This window comes from Ruegeria sp. CE6, from assembly GCF_056537485.1.
Map to the genome: position 1 here is coordinate 1,127,152 of NZ_JBQFRR010000001.1, position 22,775 is coordinate 1,149,926.

Annotated in this window: 19 protein-coding genes; 8 read left to right on the forward strand and 11 right to left on the reverse strand. The window is 56.6% G+C overall.

The annotated features are described in order from the left end of the window. Nucleotides 1-57: 57 nt before the first annotated feature. From ACR0DK_RS05615 to ACR0DK_RS05650, 8 genes are all read right to left on the reverse strand, one after another. Nucleotides 58-273, reverse strand: coding sequence for a hypothetical protein (locus tag ACR0DK_RS05615; protein WP_170422521.1), 216 nt, complete (start codon nt 271-273; stop codon nt 58-60). Between the two features lie 36 nt (nt 274-309). Next, the gene (locus tag ACR0DK_RS05620) at nt 310-1,584 is read right to left on the reverse strand and encodes a hypothetical protein (protein ID WP_170422523.1); all 1,275 of its coding nucleotides are present in this window, start codon (nt 1,582-1,584) and stop codon (nt 310-312) included. A gap of 46 nt (nt 1,585-1,630) precedes the next feature. Beyond that, a complete protein-coding gene (locus ACR0DK_RS05625) occupies nt 1,631-1,873 on the reverse strand; it encodes a hypothetical protein (RefSeq protein ID WP_170393778.1) in 243 nt (80 codons plus the stop codon). Nucleotides 1,874-2,019: 146 nt separating this feature from the next. Next, nucleotides 2,020-3,258 carry an AGE family epimerase/isomerase gene (locus ACR0DK_RS05630; RefSeq protein ID WP_480735114.1) on the reverse strand — a complete coding sequence of 413 codons (1,239 nt, stop codon included), beginning with the start codon at nt 3,256-3,258 and terminating at the stop codon, nt 2,020-2,022. A 161-nt stretch (nt 3,259-3,419) separates the two neighbouring features. Then, on the reverse strand, nt 3,420-4,451 hold the full coding sequence (locus tag ACR0DK_RS05635) for a putative sulfate exporter family transporter (RefSeq protein WP_170732609.1): 1,032 nt from the start codon (nt 4,449-4,451) through the stop codon (nt 3,420-3,422). Between the two features lie 69 nt (nt 4,452-4,520). Then, nucleotides 4,521-5,528 carry a phosphate acetyltransferase gene (pta, locus tag ACR0DK_RS05640; protein ID WP_170393785.1) on the reverse strand — a complete coding sequence of 336 codons (1,008 nt, stop codon included), beginning with the start codon at nt 5,526-5,528 and terminating at the stop codon, nt 4,521-4,523. Between the two features lie 194 nt (nt 5,529-5,722). Continuing rightward, nucleotides 5,723-6,433 (reverse strand): aspartate/glutamate racemase family protein, encoded by a 711-nt coding sequence (locus ACR0DK_RS05645; protein ID WP_170393787.1) that lies wholly within the window; start codon nt 6,431-6,433, stop codon nt 5,723-5,725. Further along, nucleotides 6,430-7,134 (reverse strand): GntR family transcriptional regulator, encoded by a 705-nt coding sequence (locus ACR0DK_RS05650; protein ID WP_170562158.1) that lies wholly within the window; start codon nt 7,132-7,134, stop codon nt 6,430-6,432. The genes ACR0DK_RS05645 and ACR0DK_RS05650 overlap by 4 nt, the downstream gene beginning before the upstream one ends. Nucleotides 7,135-7,245: 111 nt before the next feature. Between ACR0DK_RS05650 and ACR0DK_RS05655 the strand changes: the two genes are divergently transcribed. Continuing rightward, nucleotides 7,246-8,940 carry a thiamine pyrophosphate-binding protein gene (locus tag ACR0DK_RS05655; protein WP_480735116.1) on the forward strand — a complete coding sequence of 565 codons (1,695 nt, stop codon included), beginning with the start codon at nt 7,246-7,248 and terminating at the stop codon, nt 8,938-8,940. Here ACR0DK_RS05655 and ACR0DK_RS05660 read toward each other — a convergent pair. Next, nucleotides 8,901-9,821 (reverse strand): LysR family transcriptional regulator, encoded by a 921-nt coding sequence (locus ACR0DK_RS05660; RefSeq protein WP_170406952.1) that lies wholly within the window; start codon nt 9,819-9,821, stop codon nt 8,901-8,903. The two genes, ACR0DK_RS05655 and ACR0DK_RS05660, sit on opposite strands and share 40 nt — an antisense overlap. 96 nt (nt 9,822-9,917) lie before the next feature. Here ACR0DK_RS05660 and ACR0DK_RS05665 point away from each other — a divergent pair, with 96 nt between their 5' ends. The 6 genes from ACR0DK_RS05665 to ACR0DK_RS05690 all read left to right on the forward strand — a co-directional run bounded on the left by ACR0DK_RS05665 (nt 9,918) and on the right by ACR0DK_RS05690 (nt 16,186). Further along, nucleotides 9,918-11,051, forward strand: coding sequence for an enolase C-terminal domain-like protein (locus ACR0DK_RS05665; protein WP_480735119.1), 1,134 nt, complete (start codon nt 9,918-9,920; stop codon nt 11,049-11,051). Next, nucleotides 11,048-12,298: an NAD(P)/FAD-dependent oxidoreductase gene (locus tag ACR0DK_RS05670; protein WP_480735121.1), complete on the forward strand. Its 1,251-nt coding sequence runs from the start codon at nt 11,048-11,050 to the stop codon at nt 12,296-12,298. The genes ACR0DK_RS05665 and ACR0DK_RS05670 overlap by 4 nt, the downstream gene beginning before the upstream one ends. 52 nt (nt 12,299-12,350) lie before the next feature. Next, nucleotides 12,351-13,325, forward strand: coding sequence for a TRAP transporter substrate-binding protein (locus ACR0DK_RS05675; protein WP_170393799.1), 975 nt, complete (start codon nt 12,351-12,353; stop codon nt 13,323-13,325). 70 nt (nt 13,326-13,395) lie between these two features. After that, complete coding sequence (locus ACR0DK_RS05680) at nt 13,396-13,929, forward strand: TRAP transporter small permease (protein ID WP_170406962.1); 534 nt, start codon at nt 13,396-13,398, stop codon at nt 13,927-13,929. A gap of 4 nt (nt 13,930-13,933) precedes the next feature. Continuing rightward, nucleotides 13,934-15,247 carry a TRAP transporter large permease gene (locus ACR0DK_RS05685; protein ID WP_223118444.1) on the forward strand — a complete coding sequence of 438 codons (1,314 nt, stop codon included), beginning with the start codon at nt 13,934-13,936 and terminating at the stop codon, nt 15,245-15,247. 6 nt (nt 15,248-15,253) lie between these two features. Continuing rightward, the gene (locus ACR0DK_RS05690; RefSeq protein WP_480562258.1) at nt 15,254-16,186 is read left to right on the forward strand and encodes a hypothetical protein; all 933 of its coding nucleotides are present in this window, start codon (nt 15,254-15,256) and stop codon (nt 16,184-16,186) included. A gap of 30 nt (nt 16,187-16,216) precedes the next feature. On the opposite strand, the gene ACR0DK_RS05695 is transcribed toward ACR0DK_RS05690, so the two are convergent. Beyond that, nucleotides 16,217-17,533: a UDP-glucose dehydrogenase family protein gene (locus tag ACR0DK_RS05695; RefSeq protein WP_480735123.1), complete on the reverse strand. Its 1,317-nt coding sequence runs from the start codon at nt 17,531-17,533 to the stop codon at nt 16,217-16,219. A 580-nt stretch (nt 17,534-18,113) separates the two neighbouring features. On the opposite strand from ACR0DK_RS05695, the gene ACR0DK_RS05700 reads away from it, so the two are divergent. Then, on the forward strand, nt 18,114-21,116 hold the full coding sequence (locus ACR0DK_RS05700) for an ATP-binding protein (RefSeq protein ID WP_480735127.1): 3,003 nt from the start codon (nt 18,114-18,116) through the stop codon (nt 21,114-21,116). Here the strand turns inward: ACR0DK_RS05700 and ACR0DK_RS05705 are convergent. Then, the gene (locus ACR0DK_RS05705) at nt 21,113-22,774 is read right to left on the reverse strand and encodes a peroxidase family protein (RefSeq protein WP_480735129.1); all 1,662 of its coding nucleotides are present in this window, start codon (nt 22,772-22,774) and stop codon (nt 21,113-21,115) included. The two genes, ACR0DK_RS05700 and ACR0DK_RS05705, sit on opposite strands and share 4 nt — an antisense overlap. Between the last annotated feature and the right edge of the window lies 1 nt (nt 22,775).

Genomic DNA, 22,775 nt, shown 5'->3' on the forward strand with positions numbered 1-22,775 from the left:
GTACCAGGGCGGGAGGCAAACCAATAGTCCGCAAGCTTAAAAAGATTGATCGATGGTTCAATCTCCGACAGCTGAGTTTTCCCCCCACAGCATACGTGACACCAGGCTGGCTAGAAGGCTCAGGACGTACCAAGTCAGCAGAAAGCCGACGCATTCCAGGGCGAATGACCCCCATTTGTAGAATAGGTCAGCAATAACAAAGGCGATAAGTAGCCAGGGGGCTTCCTGCCGCAAGAATGACTTTACGCCTTGTGATTTAATCGCTCTGTGCATGATGTATATCCCTGAATTATAAATGGTTATAATGTTTTAGACGATAACGGGCGGATGGCGACGTGGTGCGTCATAGCGCTGCTGTGCGAACCAGGTCATGGTTGGTTCGATGTCAGTTTGGGTGTTCCCGCCCTGCAGCGTGTACCCGGCTGCCAGCCAGGTGAAGCCATCATCGGCAACCTCGGCACAGTTGGTGTAGTCGCCCCATTTTCCCAGACCCGGAGTGTCTGTGCCACGTCGAGCGAGGGCCAGCCGCCAAGTCAGATCGATATCGTCGTATGAGCCAACAACATGGCTCGGATGCAAATTCCCACCACCCGCAAAGACCGAAAGCCCTACATCACCAACCCGGTTTACAGCTGTTGAGGGGTAGGCGAACGCGATCTGACTGTTCCAGATATCTGGTTCGTCAATCAATGACATGGTTGCTTCGTCAATGCGGACGGTCCTGACGAAAGGGAGTGGCCTGTTGGTCTGACGATTAGCTGTCCACATAAAGCCCAGAACGCCGCGTCCCAGCCAACCAGCCATAATGCGTGGATCAGTGCGCGACATCCAGTCGCCACCGGTGGTCAGCGCGGAATAATTGCCTGCGGACCAAGGCGTGACATCGATGTCGAATTCATCTACGTCCGAGGCGTTCTCGGCCCATCTGAATACGCGGATCTGCGAGTTCGTGTTGTGGCTGGCAAAGTACATCGCGCCGCGTGCGCCTTGTACGCAGCGCAGAGAGAAGTTGTCTTCTGTTTCGAATATGTCGAATGATAGCGTTGCCGCGGTCGCCAGTTCGTCCAGTGAAATCCGCAGAATGACCGAGCGGGTAAACTGGTTAGCCCCGGCCGAGAACACATTGGTGCCTGCATACATATAGTTTTCGGACAACGAAACGTGATTATAGTCGAACCACTCATTGTTCCACGCGGGATCAAGCCCGGCGGGGGTGAAATCCCAAATGTTCCATGTGTCGTTCCCCAAGGTGCGCCCTTGTTTGACCGCAACCCGCAGTGTGTTGGTGCCCCCCTGTTCGATATATTGAAGCAGCCAGATAAGCAGATCCCGGCTTGGGTCGTAAATCGTGGTCTGGTCACAGCAAAACCCCCCGTCAACAGGTGGGAACAACGTGAAAGGACTCATGTGAGACCAGCTTTGGCCGCCGTCCAGTGACCGACTTGCATACCAGTTGCCAGTGGCCAGAATCTGGCCTCCATTGCTGGAAACTGTCGGCTCGCCCACAGTAGAGGTTTGGCCGTTAGTATCGAAATCCGTAAGGTTTATTGTGTTGAAAATCCTTGGCTGATGGGTCGAGGGCATAGCAGCCTCCGTAATCTATTCATGTCAAAAAAATGTGCTTAATTGATTAGTAATCCAGTTCCGTCGGATCAGCGTCATTGCCGGATTGATCCGAATTATCTTCTTCCAAAGCAGGCCCGCCCTTTTTGCGAGTTTTTGAGACGCGCTCATCGCGTTCGCTCAGCATTTGCGGGGTCATGAGGCCTGACGCCCCGGCCCGTTCGCTCAGGGCGGAATGGGCCGATGGTTGTGGTCTCACCTCAAGTGTGCCCTTTCGGGTCGTTCGCTTTCCACGTGCTTGATTTGCCATTCAACTCTCCTATCCGTTCGTCAAGAAACGCATCCGAATTCGCAGGTCGTCGGATGGTGTTGAATGCACTATACATAGCAGATTTGCCCCGACTCTTCAATTGAGCCGGCTCGATGCGGGTCTCGCTCTGCTTGAATTCGCGCGCGTCAAAGCGGCACCATCCGCGATAAGCGCCCCGATAGCGGGAACAGGCAAGCCTGCAATGAATGATAGATATCCGGTTTGCCGTCAAAGATGGATGTCACGATGTCACCGGATTCATCCACCGCAGGGAACCAGCCGCCATGTTGGTGATCCACGAACGTTTCATTCGCAAAGGTCCAGAGATTTCTGTACCAAACTTCATCCTCTTGCCTTTTATCCAGTGCGATCAGGGTTCCAACCGCACCAATGGCTTCAGCTACTGGCCACCAGAACCGCGACGCATTTGCGACCCGACCCCCGAAATCCAGCGTATATGCCATGCCGCCGCCGGCCAGCCATGCATCCTTGAGGGCCTGCTCAATCAATCGTCGCGATGACTCGGGCGCGCCCGAGTTTGGTCGGCCTGATAAATCCCAATGCTGCAGCTGAAGTCGCCCAAGCTCGAACGAATGGCCCGGGGTCGTGCCTGCGGGACGGAACATCGGGTCACCGGCATAGCCCCGGTCAATCTGCCAATCTGAGGTGAAATGCTCGGGCAAGCGCCAGTTTTCAGCAGGTGCGATCCGGCCGATAAAGAAATCCAGAATACGACCGGCGTGGGTAAGATAGATTTCGTCGCCTGTCGCCTCAAAAGCTGCAAGCAGTGCCTCAACTCCGTGCATATTCGCGTTCATTCCGCGATATGTGGAAAACGGCGTCCAATCGCGGTTCCACTCGTCACAGTACAACCCGGCCTCATCATCCCAGAAATGTGTGTCCAAAACATCTCGGACTTCGGTCAGCAGTTTGTCAGCTTCCGGGTGCCCTATCTGTTTTGCGCTTGAGGCAGCGAGCAGAACAAAGACATGCCCGTAGGCAAGCTTGCGATCATCTTTGATGTTGTCGCCATCCAAAGCCCAAAGGTAACCGGCGTGATCCCGGTCTTTGTGGTGGCTGTTGAGGTAGGCCATACCGTGATCGATGATCCGCTCAGCGCCTTGAAATCCAATCAGATGCCCCAGAGCGTAAGAATGCACCAGGCGTGTAGTCGTGTGCAGTTCCTGCAATGTGTTTGGCAGCGGGCTGCCATCATGGTCGAGGATGAAAAATCCTGGCTCGGTCCGACAACTTGCGCTGAAAAACGCCAACTGTCGCATAGCCTGATCTTTCAACCACGTGCGGTGTTCAGATGTATCAAGCCAAAAACCCGGTTCGGAATGCGGGCCAGGTGGCAGAGGCAAGGTGTTGTCCATATTCTTCATCTCGCTTGAGGAATCATTCGGAATCGAACGAAAAAGCGCTGCAAAGCGCCAGTCGCCAATGAACCAAACACCGCGAACGAAGGCAATCGGCAAACCCGCACCGGACTGTCAGGGGTTGCCGTTCAGCCGTCGCAGTTGGCGGAAAACTCTTGGTAACTGCTTCAGGTTAATAGGTTAATCCCGGCCAGAATTACCACGGCGATGAACAACGTCTCCACTATGATGAGGGCGATTGCGGCTGCACCGACCGACAGGATTTGTTTAAGGTTTGTCTTCATCCCAACAGCTGCGATCGCAACAAGCAACAACCATCGAGAGCATTGGCTTAGAAATTCTGAAATCGCTGGCGGGATCAATCCGAATGAGGATGCCGCAGCGAGAACCAGAAATCCTAACACGAATCCCGGCAACAGCGGTGGGCGTTTCCCGTCTGCGTCCATTTCAGCAAAGCCACGAATAATCAGTGAAGCGACCAAAACCACTGGTGCCAGCATCGCCACGCGGAACAATTTGACCAGCGTCGCTGTATCTCCGGTTTGTTCCGAGATCGAAAATCCCGCGCCGACAACCTGAGCCACATCATGGATGGTGCCACCCAGAAACACACCGCCCGCAACATCGTTCATCCCTAATGAGCGTACGAGGATCGGATAGGCGATCATGGCGATGGTGGACAAAACGGTCACGCCCATGACAGTAAAAATCAGACGCTCTTCCGAGCGTTCGTCCTTGGGCAGGATTGCACTGATCGCCATTGCCGCCGATGCACCGCAAATTGCGACCGAACCGGCGGTCAGAAAGGCAAAGCGCCATTTGTGGCCAAAAAAACGAGCTACGGACAGGCCAAAACCTATGGTCAACAGCACTCCGACGATCACAAGGGCAATCAGGTCCCAGCCCAGACCCAGCATCAGGGTCATCGACACGCGCACACCCAGCAAGGCCACGCCAAGGCGCAGAAGTGTGCGTGCGGCGAATCCGATCCCCTCAACGGTTTTTCCTTCTTCGCCGAGAAAGCTGACCGCAATCCCCAATAGAAGGGCAAGCAGCATGGCCGGGGTAGCATAATGCTCGGACAGGAACTTGGCGGCGACGGCAACGGTTACGGCAATCATGACGCCGGGAAAGAGCGTGCGAACACGCTCCTTGCTCCGCTCGGTTAGGGATAGGTCTGAGGGATCGGCGGACGCCATAACGGATAGTCTTTCGTTTGTAAGGAATGGGTCGCGAGCCCGCACGAAGGGGCAGGCGAGCTGCCGAGTTTAGGGTTCGCGCGCCTGCAGGATGGTCACCGCGATGATCTGCGTCACATCTTCTGCGCTGCATCCGCGCGATAGATCATTGGCCGGTTTGGCGAGCCCCTGCAAAACCGGACCGATCGCCAGATAACCGCCCAGCCGTTGAGTCATCTTGTACCCGATATTTCCGGCATCCAGATTTGGGAAAATCTTGACGTTCGACTGACCCGCGACCGAGGACCCGGGGGATTTTCGCTCACCAATCGACGGCACGAAGGCGGCATCAAATTGCAGCTCTCCATCCACATTCAACTCTGGGTGTTTCGCCCGCAGAATTTCTGTCGCGTTGACGACTTTGTCCACCGCTGGGTGTTGGGCGCTGCCTTTTGTTGAGAAACTCAACATCGCGATCTTTGGCTCTTCCTGCAGCAATGCCCGCGCGGAAACCGCTGAAGCGGCCGCAATGTTTGCCAGTTCTTCGGATGTCGGATCGATCACCAAGCCGCAATCTGAATAGAGCATGGCGCGAGCGCCCTCAGCGGCGGCCTCGGGTGGGTACATCAGGAAGAACGAGGATACCATTCCAGCATCGGGCTTCATCCCGATGACTTGGATGGCAGTTCTGACGACATCGCCCGTGGTATGGACTGCGCCGCCCACGGTCCCGGTTGCGTGGCCCAGCCGTACCAGCATCGCTGCATAGACCAGCGGAGTTTCTGCGGCCTTGCGTGCCTTGGCTTCATCGACACCTTTGTGTTTGCGCAGAGAATGATACTCGGCCGCAAAAGCGTCAGTCAGTTCCGAATGCGCAGGATCATGGATGGCAATACCATCCCCGGCAGAGCCACCTTCTGCCGCGAGCGCCGCTTTAACGTCAGCCTCAGGTCCAACGAGAATAATATTGGCCAGACCAGCCTTATGGGCGGCCAATCCTCCGGCAACAATGCGGGGATCGGTGCCTTCGCTCAGCGCTACAACTGGGCGGGTTTCCGAGGCACTGGCCGCCAACAACTCGATCGGTGTTTTCGTCATGCTTCTCGGTTCCTGAACTGTTGTTAATCGGCGTCAGAACAGGTGCCTTGAGGTTAACGATGGTCGTTTTGGCGCTGTTCCGATTTCGTTTCTTGATTGCTTGGTTCTGGTTCACCGTCAAGCTGTTGCCGATAGGTCCAGAATCGCCATCTGGCTATAGGAGGCGGCTACTCTGGACTTACGGGGTCACTCGATCAGAACCTTGGCGGTGTCAGCCCGGCCTGAAACCAGTTGATGAAAGTGACGATAGAAAACACGGGCAAACCGGTCGCTTGCTGTATGTCCGCCGCGTAAGGGCACATGTTTGTACATTCCAGTACAATTGCACCAAGGTCGGGATTGCCCGCTTGCAGCGCAAGCGCTGCTTCCACATTGTCGTCGCGGGCTTTGTCCACATCCAGCGTCAATGCGTTTTCGAGAATAGCGGTTGTGAATTCGCTGCCGCCTTCGGTGGTGCCAATTGGAGTTCCGTCGGGGACCTGTGCCTTTCGCAGGTGCTCATCCGTAAGTGTTGAGGCGGAGATGGTTAGAATGCCGGCGCGCTTTCCTGCAGGAAGGATACGGTTCACCATATCGACCTGCATCATCGACGACGTCGCGACCGGAACAGGAACCGCCTCGGCCAGTTCATCCTGAAACAGCGAAAGAAAGCCGCAATTGGTGGTGATCCCGTCTACTCCGTCTTTGACAAGTTCCCGTGCGGCATCGATGAACGCTCCAAGCATTCCTTCAGCACCTTGTCGGACCACAAGATCAGGCGAGGCGTTGCGCACGATGCGATAGAGCACGGGAAACGGCCATGTCCGAGCGTTGCCCATATCACCGGGAATACGTGGAAACTGTGCGTCCAACATCAGGATGCCGACAGATGCGCCGTATATGGATTTTCCGCCCTGCGCGATCATGACTGCGCCTCCTGAATGATGCGGGTCGAGATATCGTCCGACCCTTCCATATAGATGCTTGATATCCCATGGCGCACCGCGTCCTGCACCTGATCCATCCGCTTGTTGATATGGGTGCCCAAAGCCTGCGCGGCCTCATCAGCGTCGCGATTCATCAAGGCCTGCATGACGCGCTTATGTTCGTCTTTTGAGCGTTGGACCCGGTCCAGACTCATGGAAATCCATCGGATATAGCGAATGCGCTCATTAATCCGCATCAGAGTTTGCAGCAATTCCATGTTGCCAGACAGCCGGGCGATGCCCAGATGAAACGCTTCATCTCGCGTGACGGCCTCTTCAACGGTAAGCCCCGTGATATCGATACCCGTCGCATAAAGTTCGTCGTGAAGCGCCTGCAGTTGTTCTGTGGTGGCCTTGGTGCACGCTGCGCGGACGGCGGCGGTTTCGATGATTTGGCGCAGCTCGAACAGGTCAAAAATGCTTTGGGCATCCAATGGGCGGCAAAAGAAACCCTGTCCCGGGCGGAAGTCGAACAAACGTTCGGCGACCAGCCGGTTCAGTGCTTCGCGCAAAGGGGTGCGGCTGACGCCCAGCTCCTTCGACAGGGCGACCTCGTTCAAACGATCGCCGGGACGCAGGCGGAATGAAACCGCCATGGCCTTCACCTGATCGTAGATATCATCAACGCGTGGACCTGCCATTGGTACTGCCTTTTGGTCATTGCCCCACAGGTGCCACAGGCCAGTCTTGAAATCAATATACAAAACTGTATACAGATCTGTGTGCAGATTAGATTGAGGGAGTCGCCGACCATGACAGGAACGAATTACCTGACCGGAGCCGAGGCAATGGTCCGTATGCTTGAGGCGCATGGCGTGAAGCACATGTTCGGCCTATGTGGTGATACAACCTTGCCATTCTATGATGCGCTATCTCGGATGGATCACGATATTCAGCACATTCTGACGCGGGATGAACGTCATGCTGCCTACATGGCGGATGGTTATGCAAGGGTGACAGGTAAGCCGGGTGTCTGCGAAGGCCCGTCTGGGGGCGGGGCGACCTATATTCTACCTGGCGTGGTCGAAGCCAACGAAAGCTCGGTTCCTATTCTTGCGATCACCTCGGATGTGGCAACAACCAGCCGGGGAAAGTACCCGCTGACCGAATTGGACCAACCCGCGCTGTTCAAGCCGCTGGCCAAGTGGAATGCGTCGCTGGATGACGCCACACGATTGCCGGCCATGGTTCGTGCGGCATTCCGTGCAATGACCACCGGTACACCTGGGGCCACACATCTTGCCTTACCCTTCGATACTCAGAAAGCGCCGGTGGACGAGGCAGAGATCTGGGCGGATGCAAGACATCGCAGCTATCCGGCGGAACGTGCAGGCCCCGACATGGATGCGGTCGAGGCGGCAGCAGAGATACTTTCAAAGTCTAAATCCGCCGTAGCCGTTTGTGGCGGTGGACCCGTTCTATCAGGGGCAAGCGACGCACTGCGCCGGGTTGCGGGACTGTTGGATATGCCTGTCGCCACGACCGTGTCGGGGCAGGGCTCGATTGCCGAGACAGACCCGCTCGCGCTTGGTGTTGTCGGATCGAATGGCGGGGTGCCTGCCACCCGCGCTGTGGTAGATGCGGCGGATGTCGTTCTGTTCATCGGATGTCGCGCAGGATCCGTCACGACCGAGCGCTGGAGAAGCCCTGCGCGCGATGCCACCATCATTCATATCGACAGTGACCCGATGGTGATCGGAGCCAACTATCCGACCGAAGTCGCTATTTGTGCCGACGCGCGTCTCGCGCTGGAAGCATTGGCGGACGCATTGGCGGCACGCCAAGACCTGCCCAGGCTGGGCGGGGCGGCCAAATCAAACGCGGCATGGGCGGCCAAATTGGCTGCGTTCGCCCCGCTTGCAGCCAGCCGAGAAACGCCGATCCGGCCCGAGGCTGTCATGACTTCGCTAATGGATATCCTGGATGATGATGCGATTGTTGTCGCTGATCCCGGCACGCCATGCCCATATTTCAGCGCGCATTACCGCTGGCGGACACCGGGGCGGCATTTCATCACTAACCGGGCGCATGGGGCGTTGGGGTATTCATTGGGTGCTGCAATGGGTGCGCATATTGGGCGGCCTTCGGTCAAAACCTTGTCGGTGATGGGTGACGGCTCATTCGGCTTTGCCTGTGGTGAGTTCGAAACCATGGTGCGACACAACATGCCGATCACCTCAATTGTATTCTCGAACTCGGTCTTTGGCTGGATCAAGGCCGGACAGGACGCAGGGTTTGGGCAGAGATACTACAATGTTGATTTCAACCGCACCGACCACGCCGCTGTTGCAAGCGCCTTTGGTGTGAAATCATGGACTGTCAAAGATCCCGAAGACCTGTCCAAAGTTCTGAAACAGGCTATCGAGCATGATGGCCCGACATTGGTCGACATTCACTCACAACCGCTTCACGAGGCCGCTGCACCGGTTTCGGAATGGGTGGCATAAGAGGCGATCGAAGGGGTTAGCTGAGCCAGAAAATCTTGTGCAATCGTTGATAGGGGTCGCCCTTTCGCGGTGATAATGGCCAGATCAAGCATCACAGCCGGTCGGAAGGGGCGGGTTTGATACCCGCTCTCGTCGTCAAAGGTGACAGTGAAGGGATCGATCATCGCGACCCCCATGCCCTGCTTGACGAAACTTAGCAGGTTTTCTGACAGATGGGTGTGAATCTGGGTCCGCCAGTTGCGCCCCGCTGATTGGAAGATGTCCCGAGTTCGTCGGTGGGTTTGATGCTCTGGCCCCATCACGATGAATGGTTCGTTTTCTAGAATTTCAGGTGTAAGTACATCATAATCTGCCAAAGGGCTGGTTTCCGGAAAGGTCGCCAGCGTTTCGAACTCAAAGACCTGATAGTTCAGTGTGTCATGCAGAATGGGCATCTCGACAATGCCGATCTCAAACAGGCCAGAGATTACCCATTCTTGAATCTTCGAGGAATACTGCGACTGAAAACTCACCGACAGGTTCGGGCGGCTTTCTGCGAAGCGAGCGATCTCACGCGGCATGAAGCCGAAGGATAGCAGATGTGGTGCGGCGATCTGCAATTGACCCGGATGCTTGTTCTGCAGATCCGTGACCGCCTGCGCTACGTGATCCAGCCCCCGAACAACCGTATCAACCTCGCGGTATAGAAGTTCAGCTTCTGGCGTAGGCAGCAACCGGCCTTTGTTGCGTTCAAACAGCGGCAAACGCGCTTCGCGCTCTAGCTGTGCCAACAGATTGCTGATCCCGGGCTGTGAAATCCCAAGCACCGAGGCCGCACCCGTGACAGTGCCGGTTTCCATGATGGCGTGAAAAGCCTGTAGCTGACGAAATCGCAGGGACATCGCTATAGTATCATTTTTCCTGATGACCTCTAGATAATATAGTATTTGAAATGATATCCTCGTCAAGGCAGGCTTCGGCCATTGGCAGGGGGTGCAATGGGCGATCTGACACAGAAAATCATCGGCTATGATCTTTGGCACCTTGAGTTGCCCGTGACGTCTCGCCGTGATCATGGCATCGGGTCCGTCGAAGGAACATGCGAAGTCGTCGTCCTTCGGCTGAGATCCGAGGACGGCAGTGAAGGATTTGGTGAGGCCTCTCCCTGGTCTGTCTTCACGGGCACCCCAGAGGCCACTTATGCAGCCCTTGATCGCTATTTGCGCCCAATTGTGGTTGGGGCCAGAGTGGGCGACCGTTCAGCGATCATGGCACAGGCAGCTTATGCCGTGGCTCATTGCACCGAGGCGAAAGCTGCATTGGAAACCGCTTTGCTGGATCTTGCGGGCAGAATCAGCGAGGTTCCTGTTTGGTCTCTGCTGGGCGGGAAGTGCCGGGGAACCATTCCACTCAGTTGCTCAATTGCGAACCCGGATTTTGCTCAGGATGTTGAGCTGCTGGCACAATTGCAGGCCGATGGCGTTCGGATTGTAAAGCTCAAGACCGGGTTCAAGGATCACGCCTTCGATATCATGCGGTTGGAGTATCTCGCGCAGAACCATCCGGATTTCAGGGTTCGTGTTGATTACAATCAGGGGCTCAGTATCGAGGACGCACCGGCACAGGTTCGCGATGTTGCGCAATTCGCTCCGGATTTCATTGAGCAACCTGTCCGCGCTCATCAATTCAGCATGATGGGCAAGTTGCGACAGATGATTGACGTCCCACTTCTAGCTGATGAGAGCGTCTTTGGCCCCGAAGACATGGAACGGGCAGCGCGTGACGGTATCTGTGACGGGGTTTCAGTGAAAATCATGAAATCAGGTGGCCCGACGCGAGGCCAGACTGTGGCCCGTATCGCTGCTGCACATGGTTTGACAGCCTATGGCGGTGATATGTTCGAGGCCGGATTGGCGCATCTGGCAGGCACACATATGATTGCTGCAACACCTGAGATAACGTTGGGCTGCGAGTTCTATCAAGCCTCCTACTTCCTGAAAGAAGACATTCTTGAAAGCCCCTTCCAAGTAAGCAGCGGCGAAGTTGTAGTCCCTGACGCACCCGGCCTCGGAAACAGGCCTGATGTAACCAAGCTTGAGCAGTATGCAGTGGCCAAGGCGGTCGTGGCATGAGCGAGAAGAAGACCATAGCGATCATCGGCGCTGGGATTGTTGGCGTTTCAGCCGCAATCTGGCTGCAGCGGGATGGTCACGAGGTAATCCTGATCGACAAGGCCGGACCGGGAGAGGGCACCTCACACGGCAATGGGGGCGTGCTGGCGTCCTGCTCGATTGTTCCGGTGACTGTTCCAGGGCTGCTCCGGAAGGCGCCCAAAATGCTGCTCAGCCCGTCTCAGCCGTTGTTCCTGAGATGGGGGTATCTTCCAAAGCTGATCCCTTGGCTAACCCGCTATCTTAGTCATGCGAATGCATCAGATGTGGAACGCATCGCGTCAGCTTTGACGCCAATTGTTGGCGATAGCCTGAACGACCACAAAGCGTTGGCCGAGGGCACAGGCGCTGAAAAATGGATCGTGCCCTCTGACTATCTGTTCCTGTACAACGACCGCGCGCATTTCAAAGATGATGCGTTTGGCTGGGACATTCGGCGCAGGAACGGATTCACATGGGACGAATTGGAAGGCCCTGCCTTTCACGCCTATGATCCGGTCTATAGTGAAGACATTGGATTTGCGGCGAAGCTTTCGGATCATGGCCATATCACGGACCCGGGCCGGTACGTCAAAGATCTGGCGGCGTATGTCGAGGCACATGGGGGCACAATCCTGCGTGCAGCGGTCGATGACGTGGTTCAGAAAAACGGTCGTGTAACCGGTATACGGGCGGCAGGCGAAACCATCGCGTGTGATACGGCAATTGTAACTGCGGGCGTTTGGTCGGGGCCTTTGGCCAAGCGTTTAGGCATTTCTGTTCCCCTTGAAACCGAACGCGGCTATCATCTTGAATTGGTGGAGCCTTCTGCCATGCCGCGCAGTCCGGTCATGGTGGTTTCCGGCAAATTTGTCGCCACACCGATGGATGGCCGCATTCGTTTGGCTGGCATCGTGGAATTTGGCGGTCTTGATGCGCCACCCTCACGCGCGCCGTTTGAATTGATGCGCAAGAATGCCCGGATGGCCTTCCCGGGTTTGACATGGAAGGAGGAAGTGGAATGGATGGGGCACCGCCCAGCACCAACCGACTCGATCCCGATTATCGGTGAGGCTCCGGGGATCAGCGGTGCGTATATGGGCTTTGGGCACCATCACATTGGCCTGACAGGCGGGCCGAAAACGGGGCGACTTCTGGCCCAGATGATTGCGGGCAGAACACCGAACACTGACATGAGCGTCTACGCGCCCTCGCGTTTCGCAACATAGAAATGACTGGCGAAGAACGCCGGCGTCTCAAAACTCAACAGGGAGAAACATGATGAAAAAACTGACAAGCCTTCTGGCAGCAACCGCTCTGACGGCTGCCGCAGCAGCGCCAGTAATGGCAGAGAAATGGGATATGCCGATGGCCTATTCGGCATCAAACTTCCACTCGGCCACGGGCGCGGAGTTCGCCAAATGTGTGACCACCGGCACAGGTGGTGAGATTGAGATTGTCACGCACCCTTCCGGCTCGCTGTTCAAAGGTGCCGACATCAAGCGTGCGATCCAGACCGGGCAAGCCCCGATTGGTGAGCGTCTGCTGTCTGGGCACCAGAACGAAAACGCGCTGTTCGGCTTTGATTCCATCCCGTTCCTGGCCACGTCATTCGATGATAGCGCCAAGCTGTGGGATGCGGCAAAGCCGTCCATCGAAAAGCTGCTGGCTGAACAGAACCTGACGCTGCTTTACGCCGTGCCTTGGCCGCCTCAAGGGCTTTATTTCAAGAACGAAGTGAACTCGGTTGCGGATATGGAGGGGATCAAGTTCCGCTCCTACAACAACGCCACCTCACGCCTGGCCGAACTGACTGGGATGCTGCCCGTCACCATCGAGGCGGCTGAGATTAGCCAGGCCTTTGCCACCGGAGTAGCGGATTCCATGGTATCATCCGGGTCGACCGGCTATGACCGGAAGGTCTGGGAAAGCCTGAACTACTTCTATGAAGTGGATGCCTGGTTGCCGCGCAACTACGTGATGGTGAACTCGGATGTCTGGGCCGGTGTCTCGGATGCGAACAAGAACGTCATCAAAGGCTGTGCGGAACTGGCCGAGTATGCAGGTAACTGGCGCGCCAAGGAATATACCGGCTTTACGCTTCAGGGTCTGCGCGATGGCGGCATGACAGTTGGTCCTGCATCCGAACAGATGACGAATGAGCTGAAAGAAATCGGCGTCACCATGACCAACGAATGGCTTGAGGCCGCCGGAGACGAAGGCAAAGCTATCGTCGACGCGTTCAACTCTCAGTAACCATTCGAATGCGGGCGGCAGTTCATCCTGCCGTCTGCTCCCAATCCACAAAAAGCACAGCGGGGACAGCATGGCGGCAATGCGAGGGCTCAGGTCCGTACTGGATTTCATTTATCTGGCAGCAGGGGTTCTGGCGGCGCTCAGCCTGATTGCCATTCTGGTGTTGATTGTTGTGCAAATGCTGGCCCGTTGGACCGGTGAGGTGTTTCCCGGCGCGCCAGACTATGCTGGATATGCGATGGCCGCTGCGTCTTTTCTGGCCTTCGCCAACGCCCTGAACCGAGGCAGCCATATTAGAGTCTCCATTCTCCTGAACGCGGTTCCCGATGGCTTTCGCAGAATTCTGGAAATCTGGTGCTTTGCGATTGGTTCGGCGGTCATGTGGTATTTCTGCTGGTATGCCTATCGCTTTGTGTACTGGAGCTGGAAGTTCAACGATATCAGCCAGGGGCAAGATAAAACCGCCCTTTGGATACCGCAATCTACCATGCTGATCGGAGCGGTCATTCTGGCCATCGCGCTGACTGATCACCTGTTCCATGTCCTGTTCAAGGGTGATCACCGCATCACCCGTGATCTGGCCGATCAGAGCCACGGAGAGTAAGAGCATGGAAAATATATCCGTTATTATCCTCTTCCTCTTTGTCCTTTTCACCTTGCTGGGCACCGGTGTCTGGGTCGGGCTCGCTCTGATGGGCGTCGCCTGGGTCGGGATGGAGCTGTTCACGACGCGCCCGGTGGGTGATGTGATGATCACGACGATCTGGTCGGCTTCGTCATCCTGGACGCTGACCGCCTTGCCGATGTTCATTTGGATGGGCGAGATCCTCTACCGAACGCGATTGTCCGAAGACATGTTCAAAGGCCTGTCGCCGTGGATGGCACCTTTGCCCGGAGGGCTGGTTCACACGAATATCGTAGGCTGTACGGTGTTTGCCGCGGTATCGGGGTCATCTGCCGCGACGTTGACCACGGTTGGCAAGATGTCGATCCCGGAACTGCGAAAGCGCAACTATCCCGAACGCATGGTCATCGGCACGCTGACCGGCGCGGCAACACTTGGGCTAATGATCCCACCGTCACTGACGTTGATCGTGTACGGCGTTACGATCAACGAGTCCATTACCAAGCTGTTCTTTGCAGGCATCCTGCCCGGTCTTGTGCTTGCCGCAATGTTCATGGGCTATGTCGCCATCTATTCGAAAGTTGGCAAAGACTGGAACCCCAACGATGAGAGCAAGCTGACCTTTTCCGAAAAGATTAAGAACTCTCGCTTTCTGTTGCCAGTGATCCTGCTGATCATGGTGGTAATCGGATCGATGTATCTGGGTTATGCTACGGCGACCGAGGCGGCGGCTTTCGGTGTGATTGGCGGACTGCTACTGGCAGCAGGGCAGGGATCGTTGAACTGGAAGACCTTCACTGAAAGTTTGATGGGCGCAACCCGCACCAGTGCGATGATTGCGCTGATCCTAGCGGGTGCTGCGTTCCTGTCATTGTCGATGGGCTTTACCGGCCTGCCGCGCGGGCTTGCGGATTTGATCGCGGGCTGGGAACTGACCCGGTTCGAACTGCTCATGGTTCTGCTGGTATTCTACGTCATTCTGGGATGCTTCCTTGATGGGATTTCTTCGGTTGTGCTAACCATGGCCGTTGTCGAGCCTATGATCCGGGACGCCGGGATCGATCTGATCTGGTTCGGGATCTTCATCGTGGTCGTTGTCGAGATGGCGCAGATCACACCGCCTATTGGTTTCAACCTGTTCGTGATGCAGGGCATGACTAACCATGAAATGAGCTATATCGCCCGCGCTGCGATCCCGATGTTCCTGATCATGGTGCTGATGGTGTTCGTTCTGATCTGGTTCCCCGAGTTGGCGACGTGGCTGCCCGAAAACCTGCGTCAAAGCCCCGGTGGGTAGACGCCGTTGAACCCGCTTCACCTTGCGGCGCGTCACGGCCCATATGTGTTGGTATCGGGCCTTGCCGCAGGCCTTCTGCTGCCGGGGCTGGCCGCACCGATGCGGCCTCTATTGCCGCCCTTGGTCATGCTCCTGCTGTTTTTGACGCTGCTGCGAATGCAGCCGGGGGCCATTGTGGGTTCGCTGGTTGACCTGCGAAAAGTTGCGGGAACGATTGCCGCCTTTCAATTGGTTTTGCCGTTGTCTGTCGTTGGGATTGGAATTGCCTGCGGATGGACCGGTTCGCCAGTTTTTTTGGCATTGCTTGTCATGGCTGCAGCCCCATCAATATCCGGCAGCCCCAATATGTGCCTGATGATGGGCTATTCTGCGGAACCGGCGATGCGACTAGTCGTGGTTGGAACGGCTGTTTTGCCACTGACCGCGTTACCGATCTTTTGGCTGATGCCGGAATTGGGTGATCTCAGGGCGGTCCTGATGACCGCGCTTCGGCTTTTTCTTACCATCACAATAGCAATTCTCGCGGCTGTCATATTGCGCCGCACGGTGCTGCGCCAACCTTCAAAGTCTACGCTTTTGAACGTGGAAGGTGCGGCAACGATTACTCTGTCCGTTTTCGTTGTTGGCCTGATGCCATCATTGAGCGCAACCGCACTTGTGGACCCACGTTTCGCGCTGTTCTGGATCGCGTTTGCCTGTCTGATCAACTTTGGGGCTCAGGTTGTCTCATTCCAATTCACACGAACTCGAATGCCCGGTGCCGAGGCTACGGCGGTGTCTCTGATCGCCGGAAACCGGAACATCGCGATATTCTTCGTGGCACTGCCACCTGAAGTGACCGCGCCGATCATGGTGTTCATCGGGGCCTATCAGATACCGATGTATCTGACGCCGCTGATCATGCGCCGACTGTATCAGACGGCTGCCACAACCAGCTGATTTGGGCCAGAGGCATTGGCGGTGCCAGCCCTAACGCTGATCCCCAACCCCGACGCCGACATAGGTTTCAAATCCCGATCCCAGAACCATCGTGGACGAGTAGATATTACGCAAGTCGACCATTCGGGGGGATCTCATAGTCTCTGCCAGCTCGCTCAGGTTCAGGGCGCGGAACTCGTTCCATTCTGTCAGCAAGACAACAACGTCCGCATCTTTGGCTGCGGCGTAGGGATCATCCATCCACTCGACGCCAGGAAGCAGCGCTTCCCCCTCGGCACGGCCTTGCGGATCGACAACGCGGACCTGGGCACCGCCGCCGATCAGGGCGGGAACGATGGTCAGGGAAGGTGCGTCGCGCATGTCATCGGTGTTGGGCTTGAAAGTCACACCCAGAACCGCCACGGTCTTGCCATTGAAGCTGTCATCGCAGGCATCCCGGATCTTCTCGATCATCCGCTTCTTGACCTCATCGTTCACACGAATGACGGTTTCGGTGATCTGCATCGGGTGGGCAAAATCCTGTCCGATCCGGGCAAGTGCAGCGGTGTCTTTCGGAAAACACGAGCCGCCATAGCCAGGGCCTGCGTGCAGAAACTTGTTGCCGATCCGCCCATCCAGACCAATACCGCGCGCCACCTCTTTGACATCGCCGCCTGCCCGCTCGCAAAGACCGGCGATTTCATTGATGAACGTGATTTTGGTCGCCAGGAATGCGTTCGCCGCGTATTTGATCATCTCGGCGCTTTCTAGATCAGTGGTCAGGATCGGAAAGTCACGCAGATAAAGCGGGCGGTAAATCTCGGCCATGACATCCGCCGCTCGTTCGCTTTCGACCCCTACGACAACACGATCCGGGCGCATAAAATCATCAATTGCAGCGCCCTCGCGCAGGAATTCGGGGTTCGATGCGACGTCGAATTCCGCCTTCGGATTTGCACCCGAGACAACTTCATGAACCTTGCGGTTGGTGCCGACCGGGACAGTCGATTTGGTTACGACAACCGTATAGCCGGTGATGGCCTGAGCGATTTCTTCGGCGGCGGCCATCACATAAGTCAGATCAGCGTGCCCGTCCCCGCGTCTCGTAGGTGTGCCCACCGCGATGAACACCGCGTCCGCGCCGTCGACCGCAGCGGCCAGGTCGGTGGTAAAGGTCAGGCGGCCAGCAGCCACGTTCTTGGCCATGAGCACATCAAGGCCCGGCTCGTAAATCGGCACCTCTCCATTCTGAAGCATCTTGATCTTGCGATCGGATTTATCGACGCAAATCACATCATGGCCAAAGTCCGAAAAGCAAACCCCGGACACCAAACCGACATATCCGGTGCCAATCATCGCAATGCGCATTTATCGAATTCCTTCTTTTGGGTTTCGCCAATGGCGCATTTCCTGGTCTCTTTCAACCGCTGAACTAAGAGCTTTTGGGGCTCGATAATTACAACCGCCTAGGCATTGCCGGCTGCTTTCGACAACAGCTCGGCACTTCTGAGGTGTTGCGGGCGATAGGGCAAAATCATCAGACTGTCTCTTGGCGACCGAATATGCTTGTTGTGGTGAATTGTTCAAGTGCTGTTCGTGGCTTGCGTTGAACTGGCTATCTGGTCTCGGCGAAGAACGGCGTGTTGCGATCAAGATTCGTTGCCAGATCGGATTTTCGACGATGGCATTCGTTCGACCGCTGGCGCGCATTCTCAATCCTACATGTAATATCAGGCACTTCTTCGCTTCAGCAGGCGTTGGGCATAGCCAGAATGCGAAGCTTCATATAGTCTCACAATCAGTTTTCGTGGTGTCGAGCGGCGGTGCGAGCAATCTGTTAATTATTTTAAGGCTTCGCGATGGGGGGCATGTTCTCGTTTTTGGGTTCCGGGGAAGGCGTTGGCCTTAAATCTCCACGCCGCATGAGCGCCGGTCGCGGAGCGCGCTGATGGTGCTGCACCCCACCGGCCCGGAAACTGATCTTGGCGCGATGGAGCACCGCCATCTGACTGTCATGATGGTGGATCTTGTCGAGTCCACGGTATTGGCTCAAATGCTTGAGCCCGAAGATTTGCTGTCTACGACATTACGTTATCATAAACTGGTCGAACAAATTGCCGATGAGTTCGGGGGCAGGGTGCTGCAGATCGTGGGCGACGGTATCCTCGTCGCCTTTGGTTGGCCTGCTGCGTCTGAAAATAATGCCGAGCGCGCCCTACGCGCGGCGCTGCGCATCCACACTGATCTGCCCGCAATGGCGGGTCCGCTCGATCTCAGGTGTCGGATTGGGATCGCATCCGGCGTGGTTCTTGTCGGGGACATCGCGCTTGGGACCAATATTCAGCCCGACGCGATTTTTGGATCGACGCTAAATCTTGCGGCACGTCTTCAGTCGTTGGCGACCCCCGGTGGAACAATGGTTTCTGCGGCAACACGAGCGCTTGGGGCCGAGCAAATGGAGTTCGAGCCGCAAGGCGTTCAGAACCTCGCGGGGTTCGACCGGCCTGTTCCAGTTTATCGATTGACCGGTGAAGGCAAGGATCAGGCCCGCCGCCATAACCGCACCCCGTTGCTTGGCCGCAAAGCCGAACGCGGACAACTCCGCCGCGCGTGGAAAGATGTGGAAGCCGGAAGAGGGCGGGTGATTCACATATTGGGTGAGGCAGGGATTGGCAAATCGCACCTGATCCGTGATCTGCGTTCGTCGGTCGGGCCGCAGGCATGGGTGACCTATCACTGCAGCCCGTTCCATGTCAGCACACCGTTCTTTCCCTTCATATCACAGGTCGAACGGTGGTGCGGCATCCACAATCAGGACGATATTGCCGCGCGTCGCAACCGGTTGTCAGAACATCTGAGCGATATTCTGGACGACGCGCAACTTCGCACGCTGTATTTCATTCTTGCCCCGGGCCCTGGCGACAGCGGGACGACCAGTGAGGACGAACTGCGCGCGCAACTGAGTGACATATTCATCCGCGTCTACCAAAAACTCAGCCGAGAGGGGCCGGTGCTTGTCGTGGTTGAGGATATGCAATGGGTCGACCCATCGACCCTTTCGGTGCTGCGCGACGTGGCCGAGCATCTGACATCACTTCCCGTCCTGATGTTGATGGTTTCGCGGATGCCGGCGCCATCAGCGATCAAAGAGAGCATACCGTCTCTTGAGCAATTGTCGCTTCCACCGCTCGATGATGCGACATCGTCAGAACTGGCCAAGGCGGCCTCGGGTGAGCGCCTTGACGACCGCACCACGGCGCAGATTTTGGCGCGGGGCAATGGCGTGCCCCTTTTCATCAAGGAGTGCTCTGCCGCCATCGCTGCGTCGCCTGAACGTATCGTGGACAACATTCCCGCCACGTTGCATGACCTCCTGGCGCAACAGGTGGACGAGGTCGGAGAACTCCGACGCGCCGCGATCGAGGCCGCTGTTATTGGTGGTGCCTTTGGGGCACCTTTGCTGGCTCAGATCAGTGAACTGACTGAAGACGAGTCCGAAGACGCTATCTTCGGGCTCGCCGCCACGGGTATTTTGCAACATCTGCCCGGCGCGAATGACGACGCAGAAATGATCTGGCGGTTCCGCCATGAATTGGTGCGCGAGGCGGCATATCAAAGCCTTGTGCGGGACCGTCGCATTCATTTGCATCGACGCACGGCAGAAGCCCTTGCCGCCCAACCGGAAGCCGCCCGACAGCCTGAACAAATAGCGCGGCACTGGGAACTGGCCGGTGAAACAACGAAGGCGGTGGCCGCCTGGTCGGAGGCCGCGCGGCTGAACCTGAGGCGCCACGCAAATCGCGAAGGGGCTCAGCATGCCCGAAACGGATTGCGGCTGTTGGACAAGTTGCCCGCAGACCAACGCGATAAAGCTGAATTGAACTTGCAATTCCTTCTGGCCGCTGCCGAACGCGTGCATGTCGGTTATGGTGCCGAGCCCGCAATCGATGCCTTTGGGCGCAGTTTTGAACTGGCTGAAAAGCTGGGCGACAGACGTACTCTTGTGCGCGCGGGCAGGGGTCTGTTTACCGCTGCAATGGTCAAAGGTGATTACCAGAACGCCGAGCAATGGGGGCAAGCTATCATCGATGCGTATGACGATCACCACACCCGAATGGTCGGAAACTACATCTGTGGCGCCGCGCTATCCCCGCGCGGTCGGTTTCAGGATGCGGCAGCAGCTCTGGAACAAGCGGCGTCTCATGCGGATGCGCATCGCGCCGAAGCTGGAAACAGCCCCGATATTGCAGCCGTGATACAAATCGAGAGTATGAGCGCGCTGGTTGACAGCTTTCAGGGCAAAACTGAGGTGGCACTCGCCAAAGCCAAGCGGGCAGTTGACGCCGCGATGGCGTCGGGCCAGCCCTTGATCATCGCAAATGCAATGCATTGGTTGACCGAAATCCACATGCAGATGGACCACCCGGATTATGTGCGCATGGCCAAGGCGCTGAGCGCGGCTGTTCAGGACAAGGGCGGCCCTTATTACCAAGCTGTTGCGACGGCCCATCTTGCCGGGGCTGCCATCAGAACCGGCGAGGCCACAGAGGGCGTGGCCATGCTGCAGGCCGCTTGGGGAAGGATGCACGCAACGGGTGCCGAGGCGGCTGGCGTGCTCGTCAACGCCGAGCTCGCACGGGGCTATCTTGCTCTGGGTGAGATTCAGAAAGGGTTGGATGCGGTGGAGGCTGGTCTGACATGTGCAGAAAACACTGACGAGCGGAACTATGAGGCTGAAATCCACCGGATAAAGGCGGCTCTTCTACTGGAACAAGGTAGTCCGTTCGACGCGGCTGAGGCGGCTTTGCGTGAAGCTATAGCCGTGGCAAATGATCAGGGCGCGGCGCTGTATGAATTGCGCGCGCTGAGTGATCTTGCCTGCATCCGGCCAGCCGATACGGAAGTTGCCGCGCGGATTGCTGAGCTGGAAGAGCGCGCGGTCGCGTCTTAGGTCCCGCCGGGACGTCGACCTAAAGTGCAGTCTTCGGGTTGCAGGTCCAAGCCAACAAATCGCGCCACCTGCGAGAATGACGAAGTTTTCTTCAGCAACTGAAAACCTTTCTCTGAAAAAGTCTCAGCCGAGTACAAGTTTTTGGACACCATTGGGTTGTTCATAAGCTGCGTGATCGCGTCATACGCCACCATCGATGTCATCAGATCGCCCATGGTCACATCGCCCTTGTGCTGTTCCGCAAAGAGACCAGGGAACAACTCGACCCTATTGACGTCGCAATAGAGCCGGCTCAGGTCGGCAATCAATTCGTCCGCAAACGGCTGATCACCAACCATCTCAGTAAAGCTTGAATGCGGTTTGCGGCAGAAATGATGACGATAAGTGTTCAGCGACGGAAGACGCGCCTTACGCGTCAGGGCAATTGTAGCTTCGACAGGGGCAGGAGCACCGGGCGCAGGCCTTTGGAACAGGAAATCGGGCGTGTTGCGCAGCGACATGCGGGCCGCAGGTTGGCGCGACAATGATCGGATCATTTCCGCCAAGCCCGTTTGTTCGACCAGTCGTGGATTGAATCTGAACCCCTCCGGGCCAACCTGTGCGCCGTCGATTATGAATCGCTCGGGGATCATCGAATGCCAGCGGTAGAGCAAATTGAACTCAATCGCGATCTGGTTGGAATGATGCCACGGTTGCCAGCGATTGACGCCAACAGGCAGTTTGAATGGCATATTGGCGATGTGGGCGATGTAGTCCTCAAGCACAAGCTTGATCAGCAATGCGATCAAGGTGCAGCGTGTGGTCTGGAACACACGCTCTTTGTCCCAGCCTGATATGCCGCGCTTTTCGCGCCACAACAGATCGGCAAAGGTGTTATGGGCGCGCAACATCAGTGTATTGATCGTGATATAGCCTATCGTACCATTGCCATTATCGAGCCCGGTTGCATGAAAATCGAGCAGTAGCTGGTCGATTGCGTGATCGCTGAGACCCGGATGCGCCCGTTTCACCGCATTCCACAGCTTGCAGGGATCGTGCAACGGCTTTCCGCAATTCTCGCCAGTGGCGAGACTGCCATCAAAAGGGGGTGCTAGCTTAACACCACCGGATTGGTTTTTTTGAAACAGCTTCGGAGCCCACATCTCGCCCTGTGTATCCAGACGAAAGGCCAGCCGGTGCGTTAGTTCATTGGTATCGGGATCGCGTTCGCGCAGCATGTCGGTCTGAAAATCGTTCAGCCCGTAGATTTGGCACAGATCGACTTCGTGGTTCGAATCCGTCTGATCAACCGGTCCTTTCGCCCCAAAGGTGCGCAGGAAACTGTCGGTAAACCATTGTGCGGCCGAGATAAACAATAGTGTCGATCCTTGCGGGCACATCAAGGTAAGCGGGCTGCCATCCATTTGTGTCCGTCGGCGAAAGAGATCAGCAACTTCGCTTTCCGACGGCAGGACGGGTGAGAGGTCTTCTGGCGTCGTATGCCGACCGATCCAGCGATGGGAAAACACGCCGGGCCATGTCGTGTAGTCTGCGCCCATTGTATAGGGCCGCGGTCGGTGGATCTTCGCGGCGTTTGCAAGCCTGATCGCGGCTAAATAGCTCGTAACGGGTGGGGAGATCTTGAATCCGAGTTTGATCAGATCATCAACGTCCAGCATC

What these genes read in the sequence shown, in the direction of transcription:
- ACR0DK_RS05615 (WP_170422521.1), bottom strand. Translation starts at nt 273, where the DNA reads ATGCACAGAGCGATTAAATCACAAGGCGTAAAGTCATTCTTGCGGCAG.
- ACR0DK_RS05620 (WP_170422523.1), bottom strand. Translation starts at nt 1,584, where the DNA reads ATGCCCTCGACCCATCAGCCAAGGATTTTCAACACAATAAACCTTACG.
- ACR0DK_RS05625 (WP_170393778.1), bottom strand. Translation starts at nt 1,873, where the DNA reads ATGGCAAATCAAGCACGTGGAAAGCGAACGACCCGAAAGGGCACACTT.
- ACR0DK_RS05630 (WP_480735114.1), bottom strand. Translation starts at nt 3,258, where the DNA reads ATGAAGAATATGGACAACACCTTGCCTCTGCCACCTGGCCCGCATTCC.
- ACR0DK_RS05635 (WP_170732609.1), bottom strand. Translation starts at nt 4,451, where the DNA reads ATGGCGTCCGCCGATCCCTCAGACCTATCCCTAACCGAGCGGAGCAAG.
- pta (WP_170393785.1), bottom strand. Translation starts at nt 5,528, where the DNA reads ATGACGAAAACACCGATCGAGTTGTTGGCGGCCAGTGCCTCGGAAACC.
- ACR0DK_RS05645 (WP_170393787.1), bottom strand. Translation starts at nt 6,433, where the DNA reads ATGATCGCGCAGGGCGGAAAATCCATATACGGCGCATCTGTCGGCATC.
- ACR0DK_RS05650 (WP_170562158.1), bottom strand. Translation starts at nt 7,134, where the DNA reads ATGGCAGGTCCACGCGTTGATGATATCTACGATCAGGTGAAGGCCATG.
- ACR0DK_RS05655 (WP_480735116.1), top strand. Translation starts at nt 7,246, where the DNA reads ATGACAGGAACGAATTACCTGACCGGAGCCGAGGCAATGGTCCGTATG.
- ACR0DK_RS05660 (WP_170406952.1), bottom strand. Translation starts at nt 9,821, where the DNA reads ATGTCCCTGCGATTTCGTCAGCTACAGGCTTTTCACGCCATCATGGAA.
- ACR0DK_RS05665 (WP_480735119.1), top strand. Translation starts at nt 9,918, where the DNA reads ATGGGCGATCTGACACAGAAAATCATCGGCTATGATCTTTGGCACCTT.
- ACR0DK_RS05670 (WP_480735121.1), top strand. Translation starts at nt 11,048, where the DNA reads ATGAGCGAGAAGAAGACCATAGCGATCATCGGCGCTGGGATTGTTGGC.
- ACR0DK_RS05675 (WP_170393799.1), top strand. Translation starts at nt 12,351, where the DNA reads ATGAAAAAACTGACAAGCCTTCTGGCAGCAACCGCTCTGACGGCTGCC.
- ACR0DK_RS05680 (WP_170406962.1), top strand. Translation starts at nt 13,396, where the DNA reads ATGGCGGCAATGCGAGGGCTCAGGTCCGTACTGGATTTCATTTATCTG.
- ACR0DK_RS05685 (WP_223118444.1), top strand. Translation starts at nt 13,934, where the DNA reads ATGGAAAATATATCCGTTATTATCCTCTTCCTCTTTGTCCTTTTCACC.
- ACR0DK_RS05695 (WP_480735123.1), bottom strand. Translation starts at nt 17,533, where the DNA reads ATGCGCATTGCGATGATTGGCACCGGATATGTCGGTTTGGTGTCCGGG.
- ACR0DK_RS05700 (WP_480735127.1), top strand. Translation starts at nt 18,114, where the DNA reads ATGGTGCTGCACCCCACCGGCCCGGAAACTGATCTTGGCGCGATGGAG.
- ACR0DK_RS05705 (WP_480735129.1), bottom strand. Translation starts at nt 22,774, where the DNA reads ATGCTGGACGTTGATGATCTGATCAAACTCGGATTCAAGATCTCCCCA.